Origin of the sequence: Paenarthrobacter sp. TYUT067, from assembly GCF_023656375.1 — a bacterium.
Lineage (GTDB): Bacteria > Actinomycetota > Actinomycetes > Actinomycetales > Micrococcaceae > Arthrobacter.
Map to the genome: position 1 here is coordinate 88,300 of NZ_JAMOIT010000010.1, position 17,957 is coordinate 106,256.

The window sequence follows — 17,957 nt, forward strand, 5'->3', positions numbered from 1 at the left end:
CCCGCTGAGTTTGGGCCCGGGAAGCAGCAGCACGTCGACAGGTACTGATTGAGCAAGCCATGTGACAGCGGTTGAGGGTCTAAGACCAGCACGATGTAGGCGGTCCATGAGCTTGAGGCCAGGCCTCCTTTTTGCCGAGCTGATCACCTGGGTATAGCTGCCAGCGATGCCACCTCCGGTCGCTGGCTTCATGCATTTCTTCCGGCGCTGGCGCGAAGGTGAGGGGCAGTGGCAAAACGACTCGCTCGAAGGTTTTGCGTCCCCAGCCCAGGCCACGCTCCGCTCGGCAGGCTGCAACGCAAGCCGCCCCACCACTGTGACGTATCAAAGTCGCAGTTTAGACCTTAGTACCAAAACCATGGTCTTTTCAGACAAACACCGCATGGAAGGGGCCCGTTCTGGCGCGTATGGTCAACACACGATGCAGGTGCAGCTGGCAGGCGTAGGCCTATCTATAGGCACTGCCCGAACCGTCCCTCCTCGCAAGGGCACCCCACGTACGAACCTCCCCCCCTAGGAGCCCCATGGAAAACGCCCAATTCCGCCAAGTAATTCTTTCACTCAGCTGCAGAGACAGGATTGGAATCGTTCACGCTGTCTCAGGCTTCTTGGTATCCCATGGCTGCAATATTCTTGCCAGTCAGCAGTTCGACGATGCCGCGGAACGCAGATTCTTCATGCGCGTGCACATCTCCTGCCCAGCAACTGTATCCATTGGCGATCTGAAAAGCGCGTTTCTAGCGGTGGCCTCCACATACGAGATGGAGTGGACCTTGGTCGACGCCTCTGATCGACCCAAGGTTGCACTGCTGGTTTCCAAAGCCGAGCATTGCCTCAACGACCTGCTCTTCCGTTGGCGCTCAGGACAACTCAAAGTGGATTTTCCATTCATCGCCTCGAACCATGCGACTCTTCAGCCAGTTGCAGATGCCCATGGAATCCCCTTCTTTCACATTCCGGTAACGCCGGAAACCAAGCAGGAAGCAGAGGAACATCTGCTGGCTCTCCTTGCAGAACATGAAGTGGAACTGACCGTTCTAGCCCGGTATATGCAGGTCCTTAGCGACAATCTTTGCCGCGAACTTGCTGGCAAGGCCATCAATATCCACCACTCATTCCTTCCAGGGTTTAAGGGCGCCAAACCCTACCACCAAGCATTTGACCGCGGGGTGAAACTCGTTGGGGCGACAGCACACTACGTCACCGCCGAACTGGACGAAGGACCAATCATCGAACAGGAAGTTCTTCGAGTTGGACATGACTACAGTCCAGCTCAACTCGCAGTGGCAGGGCAGGATGCTGAGCGACTTGCACTGTCCCGTGCCGTTCAATGGCACGCGGAACAGCGGATCCTGCTGAACGGCCACCGCACCGTCGTCTTCAACTAAGCACAACTACCCTTGCCCAGAGTCGTACATCGACCTGAGTAGAAATGAGACCCTGATGGACAGGCTTGTCGACCGCGACATAAGCGCCAGCATGTTTACAGCTACTTCCCATGACCCGTTGCCGACCCACGTCCGTACAGTCGTGGTCGGTGGCGGCATTATCGGTGCCAGCATTGCCTACCACCTTTCAGCTGCGGGTGAGAACGACACCCTACTTTTGGAGAGCAACGTCCTGGGCAGCGGCACCTCTTGGCACGCCGCAGGCTTGGTCACTGGAGCGCGCGGGACCACGACTATGACAAAGCTGGCCAAGTACGGCTTGGACTTTTATAGCCGGCTCGAGCAGATGTCCGGGCTGGACGTCTCATTTCAGCGTTGCGGGTCCCTCAGTGTTGCGCGAACCGCCGGTCGCGTTGACGAGCTTCTTTATGCAAAGGACGTGGCCGACCAGCAGGGCGTAAGAACTGAATGGCTAACTGAGGACCGATACAAGGAATTGTGGCCTCTCGCAACCTACTCAGGGGTTGCCGGAGCGCTCCTGCTGCCTGACGATGGTCACATCAACCCGGGTCACGCAACAGTGGCTCTCGCTAAACTCGCCCATAGCCTTGGGACCCAAATACGCGAAAACGTTGCCGTACACAAGGTACTTCGTCAGGGCGATCTCGTCGTCGGCGTACTCACGGATCAAGGAATCGTGCACTGCGATCGGGTGATTTTGGCGTGCGGTTTGTGGACTCGTGATCTCGCGGCCACCGCCGGGGTGAAGGTCCCCTTGTACGCCGCCGAACACATCCACGTCCGATCTGCAGAAATTGACGGGGCTGTCCCTGAGCTGCCCGTATATAGGGATCTAGACAACAGCTACTACATCCGTCACGAGGCCGGGAGGCTCTTGGTTGGCGCATTCGAGCCTGACGGGCTTCCACGCCCCGTTGAGGAGATTCCCTCCAACGGCTTCGCCGAGTTCGGACCGGAGTGGGAACACTTCGCTCCGATCAGAGCGAAGGCCGAAGGGGTAGTGCCGGCACTTGCTTCGGCGGGATTCGACCGATTCCTGAACGCTCCCGAAAGCTTCACCCCAGACGCCAACTTTGCCGTGGGTGAAACCTCCGAACTTTCCAATCTCTTCGTGGCAGCAGGCTTCAATTCTCAGGGGATTATCTTTGCTCCCGGCATAGGTAAGGAGCTGGCGGAGTGGGTCATTTCAGGTACGCCCGGTTTTGACTCATCCGCGGTGGACGTGCAGCGCTTTTCGGGACACCAAAACAACCGAAACTATCTCAAGGCCCGAACTAAGGAGGGCCTCGGTCGACTTTATGCAATGCACTGGCCGAACTTGCAGATGGAAACTGGCCGCAACGTCCGTCGAACGCCCCTTCACGCGCGCCTCGCTGAGCTCGGGGCCTGCTTTGGTGAAGTTAACGGTGGGGAGCGGGCAAACTGGTACGGGGCCCCGGGAACCTCTCCCACCTACGACTACAGCTATGGACGCCCGAACTGGTTCGACCGTGTCGCCGAAGAACATAAAGCGGCGCGTGAGGGCGTGGTCCTTTTCGATCTGAGTCCTTTTGCAAAATTCGAAGTTGCTGGTCCTGATGCTCTTGAGGTGTGTCAGATGGCCGCAACAGCAGACATCGACGTCGAGACCGATAAAGCGGTCTATACCCTCTTCTTAAATGACCGAGCGGGGATCGAACTAGACGGAACCATCACTCGTCTTGGCCTTGACCGGTTCTTGGTCGTTACCCCGTCATTTACCCAGCAAAAGACGGCAGCATACCTCAAACGAATCGCTCGGGGTAAAGCGGCCGCGGTATTTGACTGCACGGCGGCTCTGGCCACAATCGGAGTCATGGGACCGAAAAGCCGAGAACTTCTTAGCAGGATTTCGCCGGAAGACTGGTCCGACGAAGCACAGAGATACACCCACGGACGCATGGTAGAAATTGCAGACGGCTATGCGTACAGTTTGCGCGTGAGCTTCGTAGGCGAATTGGGCTACGAGCTGTACCCAAGTGCCGACATGGCAGTCAACGTCCTGGACGCGCTGTGGGAAGCAGGGCAGGATCTTGGACTCAAATTGGCCGGATACCACGCCTTGGATTCACTGCGCAGCGAGAAGGGATTCAGGCACCTGGGTCACGACATCGGGCCCATTGACGATCCCTATTCGGCAGGCCTTCGTTTCACTATCTCGATGGACAAACCGGGAGGCTTCCTAGGCAAAGACGCCCTCCTCAAGCTCGACCCCACAGCGCCCGATCATCGAACAGTGTATGTAGCACTGGAAGACCCCGATCCGGTGTTCGTACATGACGAGACCGTATACTGTAACGGCCTTCCAGTCGGACGCATGACGAGCGGCAGCTATGGCCACACGCTGGGACGCGCAGTCGGAATTGCCGCTCTTGAACCTGATGCAGATCTCTCCGGTGACTTCGAGGTCCAGTGCAAGGGACGGCTTTACCCCGCGAAGGTCTCCCGGCGGCCGTTCTACGATCCAAAGGGCGAACGGCTCCGCGGTTAGGAGCGACATCCCCCTCGACCCCCCTTGGCCCAGATATCGCATGGTTCGGCCTCTGGACAGATGAAAGCCTCACGGGACCACTACAAAGGAAGGCCTATGGCCAAAAACGTCATGCACGAACCGAACCCGTTGGAGAACGTCGGCAACATCCTGGACGGCAGGGCAACCGCTCGTGCCGTGAAAACCGAACTCGCGGGTCGAATTGCAGCATTGAAGGACCATGGCAAGACGGTTGGCTTGGGAACGATCCTCGTTGGTGATGATCCTGCAAGCCATTCCTATGTAGCGGGGAAGCATAGAGACTGTGCGGAAGTGGGGATTGAATCCATTCGTCGGGACTTACCGTCGACAATCTCTCAGAGGGAATTAGAGAGCGTTCTTGATGAGCTGAATAAAGATGCCAGAACCACAGGCTACATAGTTCAGCTACCACTGCCCCCACATATCGACCAAAACGCTGTCTTGGAAAAAATTTCCCCTCAAAAGGATGCAGACGGACTACATCCGATCAACCTTGGAAAGCTTGCACTCAACGTTAGCGGCGACCTCACCTCTCCTCTACCCTGCACTCCAAACGCCATCGTGGAGCTCTTATCCCGACACGGGATCGCTCTCAACGGTTTGGAAGTGCTTGTCATCGGTCGAGGAGTGACAGTGGGCCGGCCCCTGGGGCTACTGCTTACACGGCGCGCTATCAACGCAACCGTCACTTCAGCGCATACCGGTTCGGCTGATCTCCCCAAGCTGCTAAAGCGCGCAGATGTTGTCGTGGCCGCTGCCGGTGTACCGGGGATCGTGCAAGGCAGACACCTGAAGCCGGGGTCAATAGTCTTAGACGTAGGAGTGTCACGGATCCTTGACGCCAGCACCGGCAAAGCCGCCCTCCAAGGAGACGTCGATGCCGACACTATGCAGGTCGCCGCCTGGATCTCACCCAACCCCGGCGGTGTTGGTCCTATGACCCGGGCGATGCTTCTTGTAAACGTCGTTGAGGCGGCCGAACGGGATCTTTCGTATGCGTAGAAACGCCCCGCCAGGACCACCCTTCGTTTGCAGACCAGGTATGGAAGGAGGGCATTAACCATCTGGCCCCTACTTTTACTGGCGATCGCTGCGGAAGTAGCAGCTACCAGTCTGCTCCCTCAAACAAACGGATTCAGGAAACTCAAGCCGACTGTGGCAGTCGCCTGCCTATACACGGTTGCCTTCGCCCTCTTGGCTCAGATCCTCAAGTTCACCGACATCGGAATTGCTTACGCACTTTGGGCCGGCCTGGGAACTGCGTCTGTAGCAGTTATCGGCGTCCTGTTCAGAAATGAACGCTTCAGCTGGAAACATGCCATCGGACTGGCTCTTGTGGTCACGGGCGTGGTCACCCTCAACCTCCAAGCCGGTCAATGACTCAAACTCTGCCTCCCGAGTTCAGACCATGAAGGCTGATAATCGGGGGCATGAGTAGCTATGCACGACGAACTCCAGTCAGGACGGTCTTGAACTTTTGCACAGCGATTCGGCAGATCATCACAGGAGAGGCAGGAAGCGTGGCGGCTGACAAAGGTAACAGGGGGCAGAAACGTGCGCCGTTACTTCATAGACATCGCCTTCATGCTTGGTTGTATCTTGGAAGTGCCATAACCACCGAGGTGACTGGCACAGTAATTCTCGACTTTTCCGAAGGCTTTCAACTCCCGGCACAGACAACCGCGGCCATGGCACTATACGCCTTTTCCTTCTTTCTGCTAACCCGCGCGCTTAGGGCAGTACCACTAAGCGTCGCTTATGCTACGTGGTCTGGTCTAGGCACAGTAGCCGTTGCCTTTGCTGGCGCGATTATCCACGGAGAGGCAGTCACTTTGGGAAGGATAACAGCCATTACTGCAGTGATCGGGGGCATCGTTATATTGAACCTTGCCACCACGCGCCAACACTCGGCACGACGCAAAGACGTCTAAGAGGTTGGGTACAGCCGATGTTCCGCGTCTTCTCATAGCTCGGGAGAGCCGGCGCTCGGCGAACTCAAGGAAGTCGGGCTAGGTGACGAAGCACATCGGACTATCCGGGCCGCTTGAAGAACGGCGCCAAGGGTCAGATCATGGACTTGCGAAGGATTGTGCCTGACCCCTCTCGGAAGGGGTCCTTTATTTGCAGTATTTAGACGACTGTGCTGGTCAACGTACCAATTCCCTCGAGACTGATTTGTACGCAGTCTCCGGGGTTAACAGCTGCGAAGGTACCCGGCGCCCCCGTCATCACGATGTCACCAGGCTTCAGAGTCGTCCAGCGAGTGACATACACCAGGCAGTCCACGACGCTCGTGGGTAGATTGAATGTCCCGGAATTGGCCCTAACCTCGCCGTTCACTCGCACGGTGATGTTGACCTTTTCAGGATCCCTAATGTCGGTCTCAATCCAAGGTCCAAGAGGTGTGTAATTGATACCGGCTTTGGCTTGGAAGAGTTTTTCGTCGATAAGTCCTTGGTCGGCGTTCGTGACATCATTCGCGATCGTGTACCCCAGCACATGGTCCATCGCCTCTTCCGTGGTGAGACCGGCAGCGCGTTTACGAATAACAACTGCCAACTCGCCCTCCACGTGGACTGCCCCAGCGTCCCGAGCCGTCTTTATCTGATCACCCGGGTTGGCCAGGGTATGTACGGATTTGTGCCATGCCTGTACGGGAAGCGGATGCTTATTGGTAGGGCGGTTATGGCTCATTCCTATGAGGACGGACGGACGTACCGGGGCGAGTAGCTTCGCACCATCCGCCGGTGTGACTTGCCCAGTGAAGGATATGACTTCGGCAAAGGGGTCTTCCAGATGGTGCCACTCACCGTTCCGAAATACTGCATGCCGTGGGCCTGCGCTCGTTTGTATCCTAGCAAGTCGCATTATTCACTGGTTCAGACGGCATGTAAGCCCCTACCAGTCGTTCAGTTCTCGTAGGGATCGGCGATGCCGATGTATTGGGTGGTGGTGTATTCGGCGATACCTTCGGACCCGCCTTCGCGGCCTAGCCCTGATTGTTTAACGCCACCAAAGGGGGCGGCGGCGTTGGAGATGATGCCCGCGTTGAAGCCAACCATGCCAAACTCGATCTGCTCCGCCACCCGCAGGAGCCGGTTAAGGTCGCGGCTGTAAAGGTAGGCCGCGAGCCCGTATTCCGAGGCGTTAGCCAGTTTGATTGCGTCCTGTTCAGTAGTGAAGGTGGTGACAGGAGCGACGGGTCCGAAGATTTCCTGGCCGAGGATCGCCGCATTGTTGGGAACGTCGGCGAGGACGGTGGGCTGATAGAAGTAGCCTGGTCCGTCCACGGGGGCCCCGCCGGTGACAGCGACAGCGCCGGCGTCCACCGCAGCAGTGACTAGGGCATGGATGTCGTCGCGAGCACCGTTATTGATCAGCGGGCCGACCTGACTGGCAGGGTCCGTACCTCGGCCGGTGGAGAGGGCACCCATCGCGGCTGCGAACTTCCGGGTGAATTCCTGCGCCACGGATTCTTGAACGAGGAACCGGTTGGCTGCTGTGCAGGCCTCGCCCATGTTCCGCATCTTGGCCGCCATTGCCCCTTCTACAGCTTTGTCCAGGTCTGCATCTTCGAACACGACGAACGGAGCATTTCCACCCAATTCCATGGAAGTCCGCAGGACATGTCGGGAAGCGTCTGACATCAGGCGCTTGCCGACCGGAGTGGACCCTGTGAAGGAAACCTTACGCAGCCGGGAATCTTTCAGGAGTGGCCCGGATATCCCCGACGCCGAGGAGGAAGAAACGACATTGAGAACTCCTGCAGGAAGGCCGGCCTCCATCATCGTTTGGGCAAATAGCTGCGAAGTTAGCGGCGTCAGCTTTGCTGGTTTAAGAACCATCGTGCAACCAGCGGCGACCGCGGGAGCAACCTTGCGAGTAGCCATGGCCAACGGGAAATTCCACGGCGTTATCAGCAGGCAGGGACCTACGGGTTTGTGCTGGACCAGGATCTTGTTCTTACCTTCGGGGGTGGTGAGGTATCGGCCGTAGTCCCGAACAGTTTCTTCCGAGAACCAACGCAGAAACTCGGCGCCGTAGGCAACCTCGCCCCGGGCTTCAGCCAATGGCTTGCCCATCTCCAACGTCATCAAAAGCGCGAAGTCCTCCGATCGCGCTGTTACCAGGTCGAAGGCACGGCGCAAAATCTCGGCTCGCACCCGCGGAGCGGTCCGCGCCCACGAGGTCTGCGCCGCGCAAGCAGCCTCCAGAGCGGCGACGGCATCTTCGCTAGTGGCCGAAGCTAGAGTAGCGAGCACCTCCCCCGTAGCAGGATCACGCACATCAAACGTTCCGCCGTCTGATGCATCCCGCCACTGGCCGCCAACAAGCAAGCCGGTGGGCACAGACGCGAGCAGAGGGGCCTCGCGCTCTAGGGGAGCGGCGGGGAACACAGCCGATTCAACTGTCATTTGTAGTCCTCAGAAGATTGTTTTGTAAGCGACTGATTGTGGTGGGTGGGCACATTGGGGGTGAGTAAGTTTCCGCTAAGGAAAGCGCAAGACGCGGACCATGGTGAGACAAAGTTGTGACGGTAGGCGTCGCATGAGTGCCGGCGAAATTGACTCTTATGTTAGGAGCACGGAGTCCAACATTAGATATTCGGTCGACATCCAACATTGCTTCTCCAGAGATCGCGCTCCACTGTCGTCCCTGGGGATATGTCCGGCGAAAGGCGGACACTGAACGTTCTTTGGTCGTGACGCGTGACAACAATTCCATGGGTTGACGTCCGTAACGCATGCGCCATTGCCTCGGTGACCACGGCGGTGAGTCGTTCATCCACCTCGCAGCGGTGATCAACTGTGATGACCTTGCTAAATATGCCCGTGTGCTGTGGCATGCCGGTGGCTCCTTCCGAGGCGGTGCGCGAGTCTCTACCGCGCTATGTTTCAGACATAAAAGTGCTCTGTTGCTTCGAAGCGAACGCAAAGGCGGTTACGGTCTCACGTCTAAGCAGTCAGTATGAAGCGCCCCGCGGTGGTCCCAAACAGTTCTAGAGGATGATTTCTGTACTAATTCCGTACTTGAGTCCGAAAACGAACCCGGCTATGAAACCGGGAAAATCCTCCACGAGGTCAGGCTGGACGTCTCCAGCGGCCTGTCGCTTGGGGGTAAGCACATCCGGAACTTTCCCTCGCCGAGGCTTTTAGGGCAACAATCCACTCGGCCACGCGCCACCCGGCAGACACCGCAACGACTATTCAGAAGTACAAAAACGAGGAGAGATTTATCATACTCGTATGATTTTGTTAGCACTCCTAGCGACCTAATCTGGGGTGGGAACAGCGTCTTCTACTGTCTTCGCCCCTGAACAAAACGAAACGGAGGTGGCTGTGTGGGCCGCATAGGAATTCTTGGTGCCGGCTTGGCTGGCCTTGCAGCTGCTACAAAACTCGCCGAAGCCGGTGAAAACGTCACGGTATTCGAAGCCCGCAACCGCCCCGGTGGTCGTGTGTGGTCCGAAACGCTTGACACACCAAAAGGCAGCTATGTGATAGAACGAGGTGCAGAATTCGTTCTAGATGGCTACACCTCCATGCGGCGGCTGCTTTCCCAGTTTGGGCTTAGCTTGGTTGACACTGGCATGAGCTATTACGTTCGGGAACCCGGCGACACGACTGGAATCACTTGTGATGACATTATCCGTACCGGACGGGAAGCACTGGAATTAGCCAGTGGCAGTGGCCTTCAGGGGACCGCCGAAGAGTTGCTTGCCAAGTTGCCCGACGAACCGGAACTGGTCGACGCCCTTCGTGCCCGAATCGAAATCTCTACGGCTGTGAGCGCATCAGAGGTCACGGCGAGATCCTTACAACATATCGCCTCGTTCGAACCCAAACCCAGCTGGCGGGTGGCTGGCGGCAATCAGCGGCTGCCCGACGCGATGGCAGCTGCACTTGGTTCTGCTGTTCGTTACGGCGAAACCGTGAGGGCGGTTGAAAACATTAGTGACGGCGGTGTTCTTGTTACCACCGACACCGACACGTCCGTTTTCGACACCGTCGTTGTTGCTCTTCCGTTGGCTGTAATCCGTGACTCGCAACTGAACCTTCCGACAACCGAGGCACGTGACGCAGCCCTAAAGCACGTTCTTCAAGGACATGCGGCAAAACTACACCTCCCATTGGAAACCCAGCCCGCCACAAGTGCTGTCATGTCCGTCGAAGGCCGCTACTGGACCTGGACAGCCACGGACGAATCCGGGGCCGTGGCCCCGGTGCTGAACGCCTTCATGGGCTCACCATCAGCCATTACCCGTGCCAGCCTTAAACAGCGCCCAGCGGAATGGGTTGCCAAAGCACGAGCACTTCGCACGGATCTCGCCATCCCACAGGACGCTGCCGCGCTGACCACTGTATGGTCCGAGGACCAACTGGCAGGTGGCGCTTACGCCGCCCATGCCCCAGGCGTAACGGCAGCGGGGACAGCTCTTTTGGAAAAGCCGGTAGGAGATGTTTTCTGGGCCGGCGAATACAGCGAACCCGAATTTGTAGGCCTAATGGAAGGAGCTATACGCAGCGGCGAGCGAGCCGCCGGACGTGTAATGCAGCGCCTTGAAACTAAGTCTGGTAACTCTGACTCTGAAAGAAGCAAAGCATGAGCACCGTACTTCACGCATCTTCCATACACTGGCCAAAACCGGTTTCGATTACTTCCGAACGAGTCATTCAGGGCACACCCGCCGCGAGTACCCACGTGCTTTTTACGGACGGCAAAACGGAGCTTGGTCTGTGGCGGGTGAGTCCTGGTGAATTTAGTACAGTCCATCAGGGATACGAGGAATTTATTAGCGTGTTAGAAGGAGAAGGTGAACTGATTCATGATGACGGCTCACGCATCACCCTCAAGCCCGGAACAGTCCTAATCCTTGAGAACGGCTGGAGCGGTCGGTGGAGTATCAAAAGCACCCTCGTTAAGTCCTACGCAATAGTTCGCCTTTGAACTGAAACGGGACAAGCACCTGTGCCGTAAAAGTTTTCTACCCTTCATCGTAGCGAAAGTCGCTGTATCCATAGCTCTACAAAAGGTCTAGACGTGAACAAGCACTCGTTCCACCTGTTCCGCCCCGGGTTTTGCCATGTGCGGTCAACTAACCATGGTGCGCGCCACCTCCAAGATCGGACACCACTCGGTAACTGCACGTTCGTCGAAAAATTTAGCAAGGCTGCCCTTCCTTCTCAGGCATTGAGGACTCCCGTTGAAAATCGCAATCCCGAAGTACAGGATCTTCTTCCCTGGCTCGGCTGGCTGACCACATAAACCGGCAGCAACGCACAAGTTAGCCTGCGGCCGCCGTAAATCGGAAAAGAAAGGATTGAAACTTTGGCAGCAAAATACAAGATCGGATATTTCGTGGGGAGCTTGGCAACCGGCTCTATCAACCGAGTTCTCTCGCAAGCTTTGATAAATCTTGCACCAGAGGACCTCGAGTTCAGCGAAATTCCGATTAGGGATCTCCCGCTTTATAGCTATGACTACGACGCGGATTTCCCGCCGGAAGGCCGGGCGCTCAAGCGTGCCATTGAAGCGTCGGACGGTATTCTCTTCGTGTCTCCCGAGTACAACCGTTCCATTCCGGGTGCCCTTAAAAACGCTATCGACTGGGGCTCTCGTCCTTGGGGATCGAATTCGTTCGCCCGTAAACCCACCGGCATCATCGGGACCTCCCCGGGTAGTATCGGCACCGCCGTGATGCAGTCATCCTTCCGCAGCATCCTTAGCTTCCTAGACGCACCCCAGCTGAATTCGCCTGAAGCATACGTTCACTACGACGCGGACGTGTTTGGGGAAGGGGGCGAAGTCAAGGATGAACGCACCGCGAAATTCCTGCGCCACTACATGGACGAGTACAGCGCCTTCGTTGCCCGAGTCCTAGCAGCCAACACCGCCGGACACATCGGTGATATGGAGCCGGACAGGGAGAAGCTATCCCGCTAAAAAGGACAACGCGCCACGACAGCAAACTGTCCCTGTCGAGGACACCACACTGACGTAACTGTGATGTTGCGGTTGTAGATGGGTCTGTCTGGTCCGCGGCTGCAGAATTTGCGAAAAGTCATAGCTAGGGTTGCCACCGAGCGATGGCCCTAACCTTCACGGCTGCAGATGTCGGCAAGGCTAGCAACTCAGCGAAACACCGTGGCAAGGGCAAAAAGCTGCGGAGCAAGGAAACTGCTCACGACCGTTAGTCGGCCGTTGGTCCACGCCGCCGGTGACGCTGATGTCGTCCCAGGTTAGACGTGCGATGTTTTCAGCTTGTTGTCCGAAGACGAGGATGAGGATGGCGGCGGCCCGGTCATGGCCGCAGGCGCAGACCCCGCAGGTGCGTTTTGCCTGCTGATAGCAGTAGCCGCAGACTCCGCCGTCGGGCCAACGCGCAACCGTTTGGTGGTGCTGGCCGCAGCGAACGCAGGGGACCGGCCAGCGAACGGGGTCCTCTTCTTTGCGTGGCCTACTCACCGTCTTCGGGAGCGACGAGTCGGACACGTCGTGCGATCGGGTTTCCTGGTTGGATGCCGAGGTCTTCGCTGCGTTTCGGGGCGTTCGCTGTCGCCGCGGCGCGCATCTCCACGAAAGGTTCGAAAAGGTCGTTCGGGGTGCAGTCCAGGACGTCGCAGAGCACCGCGAATGTCTTTGCCGGAATGCGCTCCGGCGTCGAGGTGACCAGCCTGTAGACCTGGCTTTCGGAGAGGTTGATGCCACGGGATTTCAGGAGCGGCATCAGTTCGGTGGTCTTCCAGAGGTTCTGCTTTGTCATCAGGGCTCGCAGGTTTCCAGCGGTAGCCAATCCGGCGCTGTTCAGGCACCTGGGTCCTCCAAGTTCGCGATGCGGCGTGCAATCATCTGCTGCACGGTTTTCTGCTTGAAGTCCGACGATACCGAGGTATAGAGGCCGGTAGTCGACGCATAGGAGTGGCCAACCTGCGTCTGCATTATCTTGAGCCCGTCGGGCTCCTGTGCCTCTGGCCTGCGGTTTTGGGTTGGTGGGTGTGTCCGGGACGTGCATGACGGTGGCATTGGGTGTCCTTTCATTCTCGTGGATCTGTTATGGATTCGGGATGGTCGCGGGGTCTGGTGATGGACTTTGGCGGCGTTGTCCGAGGGCGTGTGCGAGTTGCTGTCGCAGTCGTTGGTTCTCGTCGTTGAGTCGTCGGATTCTGTCGTTGGCCGCTTCGAGTCGTTGCCGTAGCGAGGCCTCGCTTGCCCGCTGTGGCTGTGATGCCGGTGTGGGCTCCGCTGAGGCGTGGTTTTGGCGGAGGCGTTCGATTTCGGCGCGGAGGTCGGGCTGGGTGTAGAGCCAGGACCGGGAGACTCGGGCGTATTTGGCGACGGCGTCGAAGGTGACCGGTCGGCCTTCCGCGTGCAGCGTGCGCAGCGCTTGGACGGCTTTGGACCGGGTGAGAGCGGCGCGCTGCTGTGCAGCTTTGATCAGGTGCCGGCTGTTGTCGGGGCGGTTCATCCGGCGGCCTCGGCTGGTGCGGTGTCGTCGAGGGAGTCGATGATGCGGTCCAGGTTGTGCAGCACGGCCTGGTTCATCTCGATGAGCCGGGTCTGTCCGCGGGCCTCGGCCGCGGAGAGGATCTGGACGGTCTGGCGGCGCTGCTCTTGGTGCTGGGGGAGGAATTCGGCGGTGGTGACAAACATGGGACAGGTCAGGCAGGCGTTGGCGTGCGGGCAGGTTTTCTGAACCGGCAGCCCGCAGAATCCGTTCGGCAAGCTCTGCGTCGCGCGGCCGAGGCGTTGTTTGGCCCAGCTGGCTTCGGCGAGTGGTCCCTGCGGGTCAATGGTGATGGTGTCGCCGTTGATGTTGACCTTGCGGGCTTTCTCCCAGTGGCGACGCACGGTCGTGTCATGCAGCCGGGCGTAATGGGCGGTCATCTCCGCCGAGGTGTGATCGAGGAGGACCCGGACAACTTCCTGAGGAACGTCGCGGTTGATCAGTGTTGTCCCGAAGGTGTGGCGCCTCTGATGCGGAGTCAAGCGCACCTCTTGCCCGTGTTCGTCGCGAATGTCGCAGCGTTCCAGCCAGTCTTCAAGCTGTCCGCGGTAGGAGTGTGTGGTGAGCGGTTTTGCTCCGTCGGGGTTCATCTTCGGGGCCGGGAACAGCCAGTTGCTGCCTTCGGGGAATCGTTCGCGGACGCGTCGTTGCTGATCGAGGATGGCGGTATGGACTTCCTCGTCGAGGGGTACGAGGGCTTCGCGTTTCATCTTCCGGTTCATATAGCGAAGGTATGGGGCGCCGTCACCGTCACGGACCACGCCGTCTGATACCAGGTTGCAGGCGTCCCCGACGCGCAGTCCGCAGCGCATCAGTATCAGTGTGAGTAGCCGACTGTCGGGGCTGGTCCATTTGCCGAGGTTTTCGGGTTGGTCGAGTTGCGCCATGATGTGATCGGCCAGGGCTCTGGGCAGTCGTTTGGCTGGTCGTGGGAAGTCTTCGGGGTAGAAGTTCGCCGATGCCGGCAGGTCCTTGGCCCGGTCGTGGCGGCGGATCGCGGCGAAGAAGGCGTTCAGGGAGCTGATGTCGCGGCCACGGGAAGTCACGGCCCGTTTATCCCGGGCGAGTTCGGCGAGGAAGCGTTCCAGGATGCCGCGGTCGATGCAGTCCGGGCCGTCGGAGTGGGGGATGGTGTGGGCGAGGAACGCGGCGAATCGGTTCAGGGCGAGGAGGTCGATGCGGGCTTGGATGATTTCCCTGCCGCTGGTCAGCCGCCATCGGATGAAGCGTTTTGCCAGGGTGCGCAGCCACGGTTGCGGGATCTTGTCGAAGCGGAGGGTGCCGCGGGTGTCGGTGTAGCCGAGGCGGTGCAGGGCCCAGACGTCGCGGGAATACTCTGACTCCCAGCCGGTGCCGGCGGCGAGGTCTTCGAGCCGGGTGTAGGCAAATCGCAGGAATGCGAGTTGCCCGTTGTGGCGGTGACTGCGGCCCACCCGGCCGGCGCTATAGAACGCTGCCCACTGGCCAAGATTCCACTCCAGCAGCGAGGTGACGCCGCTGTCGGTGAGGAGCCGGATCACGGGCGTCACAACGGAGGAGCGGGTACTGGCCCGGCGTTCATCGTGGCGGCATTGCAGGGCGTGCTGGAGCTCAAGCCGCAGCTGGGGACGATCTGCCAGGCATCGGAAATCGAACCGGTCCAGGCCCACGCTTTCGCACCGGGCGACGAACTCGTCGATATCCGGTGTGCCAATGGCGTGCCAGCGGGACTTGTGGTTCAGACACAACGGCGAGTTGCCTTGGGCCCAGAGGTCGCAGAACGCGAGCCTGCATTCGGGCCGTTCGGTGGCTGGCTCGGGGGAGAGGGTAGCGAGCCACTTATTCACGTCGGTCTCGCTGGAACGACTGAAGAACCCGTGATGGCTGATGCAGAGGCCGCGTCTGGCCGAACCGAAGCGGCACCAGGTGACGGTGCATGCCGCCAAGGGGCCGTCGCCTACGGGTAATGGGCCGGGGCTGGCGAGGAATGACTCCAATTCGGGGCGTCCTTGGTCCAGCCAGCGCTTGTAGTGGCTTTTGCAGAACCCTTTCACCGTACGTTGCCGTTCACACTTGTCGATCCGGCAGGGCTCGGTGTTGAAGACGACGGGAGTTCCCGCAGCTACTTCTACTCCCGTACTTTGGATGCCGATAACGGATATTCCGTCAAGCTAGCAATGCGTCACAGGGCATGGATCTTGCACGCACCGTGGCGTCATCCGTTTTGGTTTTAGTGGTGGCAGACGGCATGGACGGCAGTGCCCCGCCTCGGTCGGAGGCTTTCAGGGGTTGCGGGCAGCGTGTCTTTAAGGTGACCTTTTCTGCGTTATTGGTGGCTGCGGCCTCTGCCCGGGGTTGAGCAGAGGCCGCGTGCTGGGGTTGTTCAGGCGGGTTGGCCGGCCAGGCCGTAGGCTTCGTCCTCGGAGGCGTGGGGGATCTTCATCTCGAATGTTTCGGTGATGGAGGTGTAGTCGTGGTAGCCCATTCGGGCGAGCGGCCTGATTTTTTGTATGTTGAGTCGACCGTCGGGGGTCAGGACTTCATCGTTGATGTGGATGCGTTCGACCTGTGCAAAGACGATGTCGATGGTGCCGACGTTGGAGTTCCCGGTCATGCGGTGGGTCGAAAGGTAGCGGCATTCGAAGTGGACTGGGCTTTCGGCCACCATGGGCGTGGGGGAGAGCTCCGCGTAGCGCTTGGTGATGCCGGCGCGGTCGAATTCGTTTTCCTCGAAGGGCAGGGCCATAGCGCTGATGTTGACGGCTTCACGGAGGTCGTAGGTGGCCATATTCCAGACAAACCATCCTGTTTGCTCTGCGTTGAGGACTGTATCTTTTCGTCGTCCGTCCGGGTATTGGTTGGCGGAGAACATCACCATGGGCGGGTCGAAGGTGAGGTTTTGCCATTGGCTGTAGGGGGCGAGGTTTTCCACCCCATCTGGGCTGATGCTGGAGAGCCAGCCGATAGGGCGTGGGACGGTGCAGCTCTTGAAGGGGGAGTAGGGCAGTGGGCTGCGCTCTTGCGAGGGATCGTATTTCATGAGGTTTCCTTGGTGCTGGTGTTTGCTGTTGCCGGGACGGTGGTTTCCAGGCCCTGGTCTGCGGTGGACACTTGGAGTGCGAAACGACGTGAAGTGGCGTAGTAAAGACCGCCAGCAACGACGAGGCCGATGAGCCAGGCGATCTCGGCGCCGCCGAGCCAGTTGGCTACGGGTCCGACGTAGAGGGTGCTGTTCATGAAGGGGATCTGGATCAGCACGCCGATGGCGTAGGCCAGGAAGGCTCCCTTGTTGAAGCGGCCGTATTCACCGTCGCGGAGGAAGAGTTGGGCGATGTTGTAGCGCTCTTTTCTGACCCAGTAGTAGTCCACGAGATTGATGGCCGACCATGGGGTCATGAAGTAGAGCAGGAACAGCAGGAAGTTGGTGAAGTTGGAAAGGAAGTTGTCCGTAGCGGCCAGCGCAATCGCCAACGAGACCGCCGAGATTGCCACAACGTAGAGCGATCGTTGGCGTGGGCTGACCCTGTCTTGTCGCGTGAGGCTCGTGATGATGGTAGCCAGGGACATATAGCCGCCGTAGGAGCTGAGCGTATTGCCGGTGAGCTTGCCGCAGATGACCGCGAGCAGGACCAGCGGCCAGATCGCGCCGCCCAGTCCGGCGAGGTAACCGACCTGGTCGTGGCCGAAGGCCTTGCCGCCGAGGGCCGCGGCGAGGGCACCGAGGATCATAGCGAGTGAACCGCCCAGGACGCTGCCAAGGAAGGTCCAGCCGATCGTGGCACGCTTGGGTGTGTTCTCGGGGAGGTAGCGTGAGTAGTCGGCAATGTATGGCCCAAACGTGAGCTGCCAGGATGCTGACAGCGAGACCCCCAGGACAAACGCCGCGCCATCGAAGGCGTTCGTTTCGGTTATGGTTCCGATGTTTCCGTCGGCCATGATGCGGATGAGAAGGATCACGAACACCACGGCGCTGAGGACAGCGGCGATGTGGGAGAACTTATGGATGTAGCGGTAGCCGATGATCGCCAGGGTCGTGGACATCAGCGCGAAGACCATGGCGCCCACCTCCGCGGGGACATGGAGTAGAGTGCCGATCGCCTGACCGCCAAGGACCAGCCCGGTGGCGTAGAAACCGACGTAGATCATGAGGGCCAGAACGAGGGGCAGGATGGCCCCGAAGTATCCGAACTGGGCCCTGCTTTGGATCATTTGCGGGACGCCGAGTTTGGGGCCCTGCGCCGAGTGGAGGGCGGTGAAGAACCCGCCAACAGCGTTGCCCAGGATGATCGCCGGAATGGACCACAGCACGCTGTTGCCGAGGATGACGAACAACGCCCCGGTCACCACCGCCGTGATGGAAGTGTTCGCGGCGAACCACACGAACAGGAGGCTCCTCGGTTTCCCATGCCGTTCTTCGGGTGGGATGAAGTCAATGGAGCGCCGCTCAACGGTAACGGTCTTCGCCATTGCAGACCTCGAATCTATAGAAAGTTGGAAAAATTGCGGTGCGCGCTTGACCAGTATGCGACCAATA

General features: G+C 58.9%; 17 protein-coding genes. 8 read left to right on the top strand and 9 right to left on the bottom strand.

The features are described from left to right. Positions 1-524 precede the first annotated feature (524 nt). From purU to MOD31_RS22165, 5 genes are all read left to right on the top strand, one after another. The gene (purU, locus tag MOD31_RS10865) at positions 525-1,388 is read left to right on the top strand and encodes a formyltetrahydrofolate deformylase (protein ID WP_016359433.1); all 864 of its coding nucleotides are present in this window, start codon (positions 525-527) and stop codon (positions 1,386-1,388) included. Positions 1,389-1,479: 91 nt separating this feature from the next. Next, a complete protein-coding gene (locus tag MOD31_RS10870; protein WP_044569276.1) occupies positions 1,480-3,918 on the top strand; it encodes an FAD-dependent oxidoreductase in 2,439 nt (812 codons plus the stop codon). A 96-nt stretch (positions 3,919-4,014) separates the two neighbouring features. After that, complete coding sequence (locus tag MOD31_RS10875; protein WP_250820567.1) at positions 4,015-4,941, top strand: bifunctional methylenetetrahydrofolate dehydrogenase/methenyltetrahydrofolate cyclohydrolase; 927 nt, start codon at positions 4,015-4,017, stop codon at positions 4,939-4,941. Positions 4,942-4,968: 27 nt separating this feature from the next. Further along, entirely contained in the window at positions 4,969-5,319 is a 351-nt protein-coding gene (locus MOD31_RS10880) for a multidrug efflux SMR transporter (protein ID WP_016359430.1), read from the top strand. 50 nt (positions 5,320-5,369) lie between these two features. Beyond that, on the top strand, positions 5,370-5,870 hold the full coding sequence (locus MOD31_RS22165; protein ID WP_016359429.1) for a multidrug efflux SMR transporter: 501 nt from the start codon (positions 5,370-5,372) through the stop codon (positions 5,868-5,870). Positions 5,871-6,069: 199 nt separating this feature from the next. On the opposite strand, the gene MOD31_RS10885 is transcribed toward MOD31_RS22165, so the two are convergent. From MOD31_RS10885 to MOD31_RS21935, 3 genes are all read right to left on the bottom strand, one after another. Further along, positions 6,070-6,807, bottom strand: coding sequence for a fumarylacetoacetate hydrolase family protein (locus MOD31_RS10885; RefSeq protein ID WP_031217301.1), 738 nt, complete (start codon positions 6,805-6,807; stop codon positions 6,070-6,072). 41 nt (positions 6,808-6,848) lie between these two features. Continuing rightward, positions 6,849-8,354, bottom strand: coding sequence for an NAD-dependent succinate-semialdehyde dehydrogenase (locus MOD31_RS10890; RefSeq protein ID WP_017200533.1), 1,506 nt, complete (start codon positions 8,352-8,354; stop codon positions 6,849-6,851). A gap of 584 nt (positions 8,355-8,938) precedes the next feature. Then, positions 8,939-9,064 carry a hypothetical protein gene (locus tag MOD31_RS21935; RefSeq protein WP_017200534.1) on the bottom strand — a complete coding sequence of 42 codons (126 nt, stop codon included), beginning with the start codon at positions 9,062-9,064 and terminating at the stop codon, positions 8,939-8,941. A gap of 216 nt (positions 9,065-9,280) precedes the next feature. Between MOD31_RS21935 and MOD31_RS10895 the strand changes: the two genes are divergently transcribed. The 3 genes from MOD31_RS10895 (at position 9,281) to MOD31_RS10905 (ending at position 11,883) form a co-directional block, all read left to right on the top strand. Beyond that, positions 9,281-10,546, top strand: a complete 1,266-nt coding sequence (locus tag MOD31_RS10895) for an NAD(P)/FAD-dependent oxidoreductase (RefSeq protein ID WP_071416795.1) — start codon at positions 9,281-9,283, stop codon at positions 10,544-10,546. Then, positions 10,543-10,887 carry a cupin domain-containing protein gene (locus MOD31_RS10900; protein WP_082038920.1) on the top strand — a complete coding sequence of 115 codons (345 nt, stop codon included), beginning with the start codon at positions 10,543-10,545 and terminating at the stop codon, positions 10,885-10,887. Before MOD31_RS10895 ends, MOD31_RS10900 begins: the two co-directional genes overlap by 4 nt. A gap of 381 nt (positions 10,888-11,268) precedes the next feature. Beyond that, on the top strand, positions 11,269-11,883 hold the full coding sequence (locus MOD31_RS10905; RefSeq protein ID WP_021474757.1) for an NADPH-dependent FMN reductase: 615 nt from the start codon (positions 11,269-11,271) through the stop codon (positions 11,881-11,883). 514 nt (positions 11,884-12,397) lie between these two features. Here MOD31_RS10905 and MOD31_RS10910 read toward each other — a convergent pair. From MOD31_RS10910 to MOD31_RS10930, 6 genes are all read right to left on the bottom strand, one after another. Continuing rightward, positions 12,398-12,703 carry a helix-turn-helix transcriptional regulator gene (locus tag MOD31_RS10910; protein ID WP_250820568.1) on the bottom strand — a complete coding sequence of 102 codons (306 nt, stop codon included), beginning with the start codon at positions 12,701-12,703 and terminating at the stop codon, positions 12,398-12,400. A gap of 41 nt (positions 12,704-12,744) precedes the next feature. Continuing rightward, a complete protein-coding gene (locus tag MOD31_RS21940; RefSeq protein WP_021474755.1) occupies positions 12,745-12,879 on the bottom strand; it encodes a hypothetical protein in 135 nt (44 codons plus the stop codon). 112 nt (positions 12,880-12,991) lie between these two features. Next, a complete protein-coding gene (locus tag MOD31_RS10915; protein WP_021474754.1) occupies positions 12,992-13,405 on the bottom strand; it encodes a DUF6262 family protein in 414 nt (137 codons plus the stop codon). After that, the gene (locus MOD31_RS10920; protein ID WP_250820569.1) at positions 13,402-15,420 is read right to left on the bottom strand and encodes a tyrosine-type recombinase/integrase; all 2,019 of its coding nucleotides are present in this window, start codon (positions 15,418-15,420) and stop codon (positions 13,402-13,404) included. The genes MOD31_RS10915 and MOD31_RS10920 overlap by 4 nt, the downstream gene beginning before the upstream one ends. Positions 15,421-15,806: 386 nt before the next feature. Then, positions 15,807-16,463, bottom strand: a complete 657-nt coding sequence (locus tag MOD31_RS10925) for a flavin reductase family protein (protein ID WP_250820570.1) — start codon at positions 16,461-16,463, stop codon at positions 15,807-15,809. After that, positions 16,460-17,890 (bottom strand): cytosine permease, encoded by a 1,431-nt coding sequence (locus tag MOD31_RS10930; protein ID WP_250820571.1) that lies wholly within the window; start codon positions 17,888-17,890, stop codon positions 16,460-16,462. The genes MOD31_RS10925 and MOD31_RS10930 overlap by 4 nt, the downstream gene beginning before the upstream one ends. Positions 17,891-17,957: the final 67 nt, after the last annotated feature.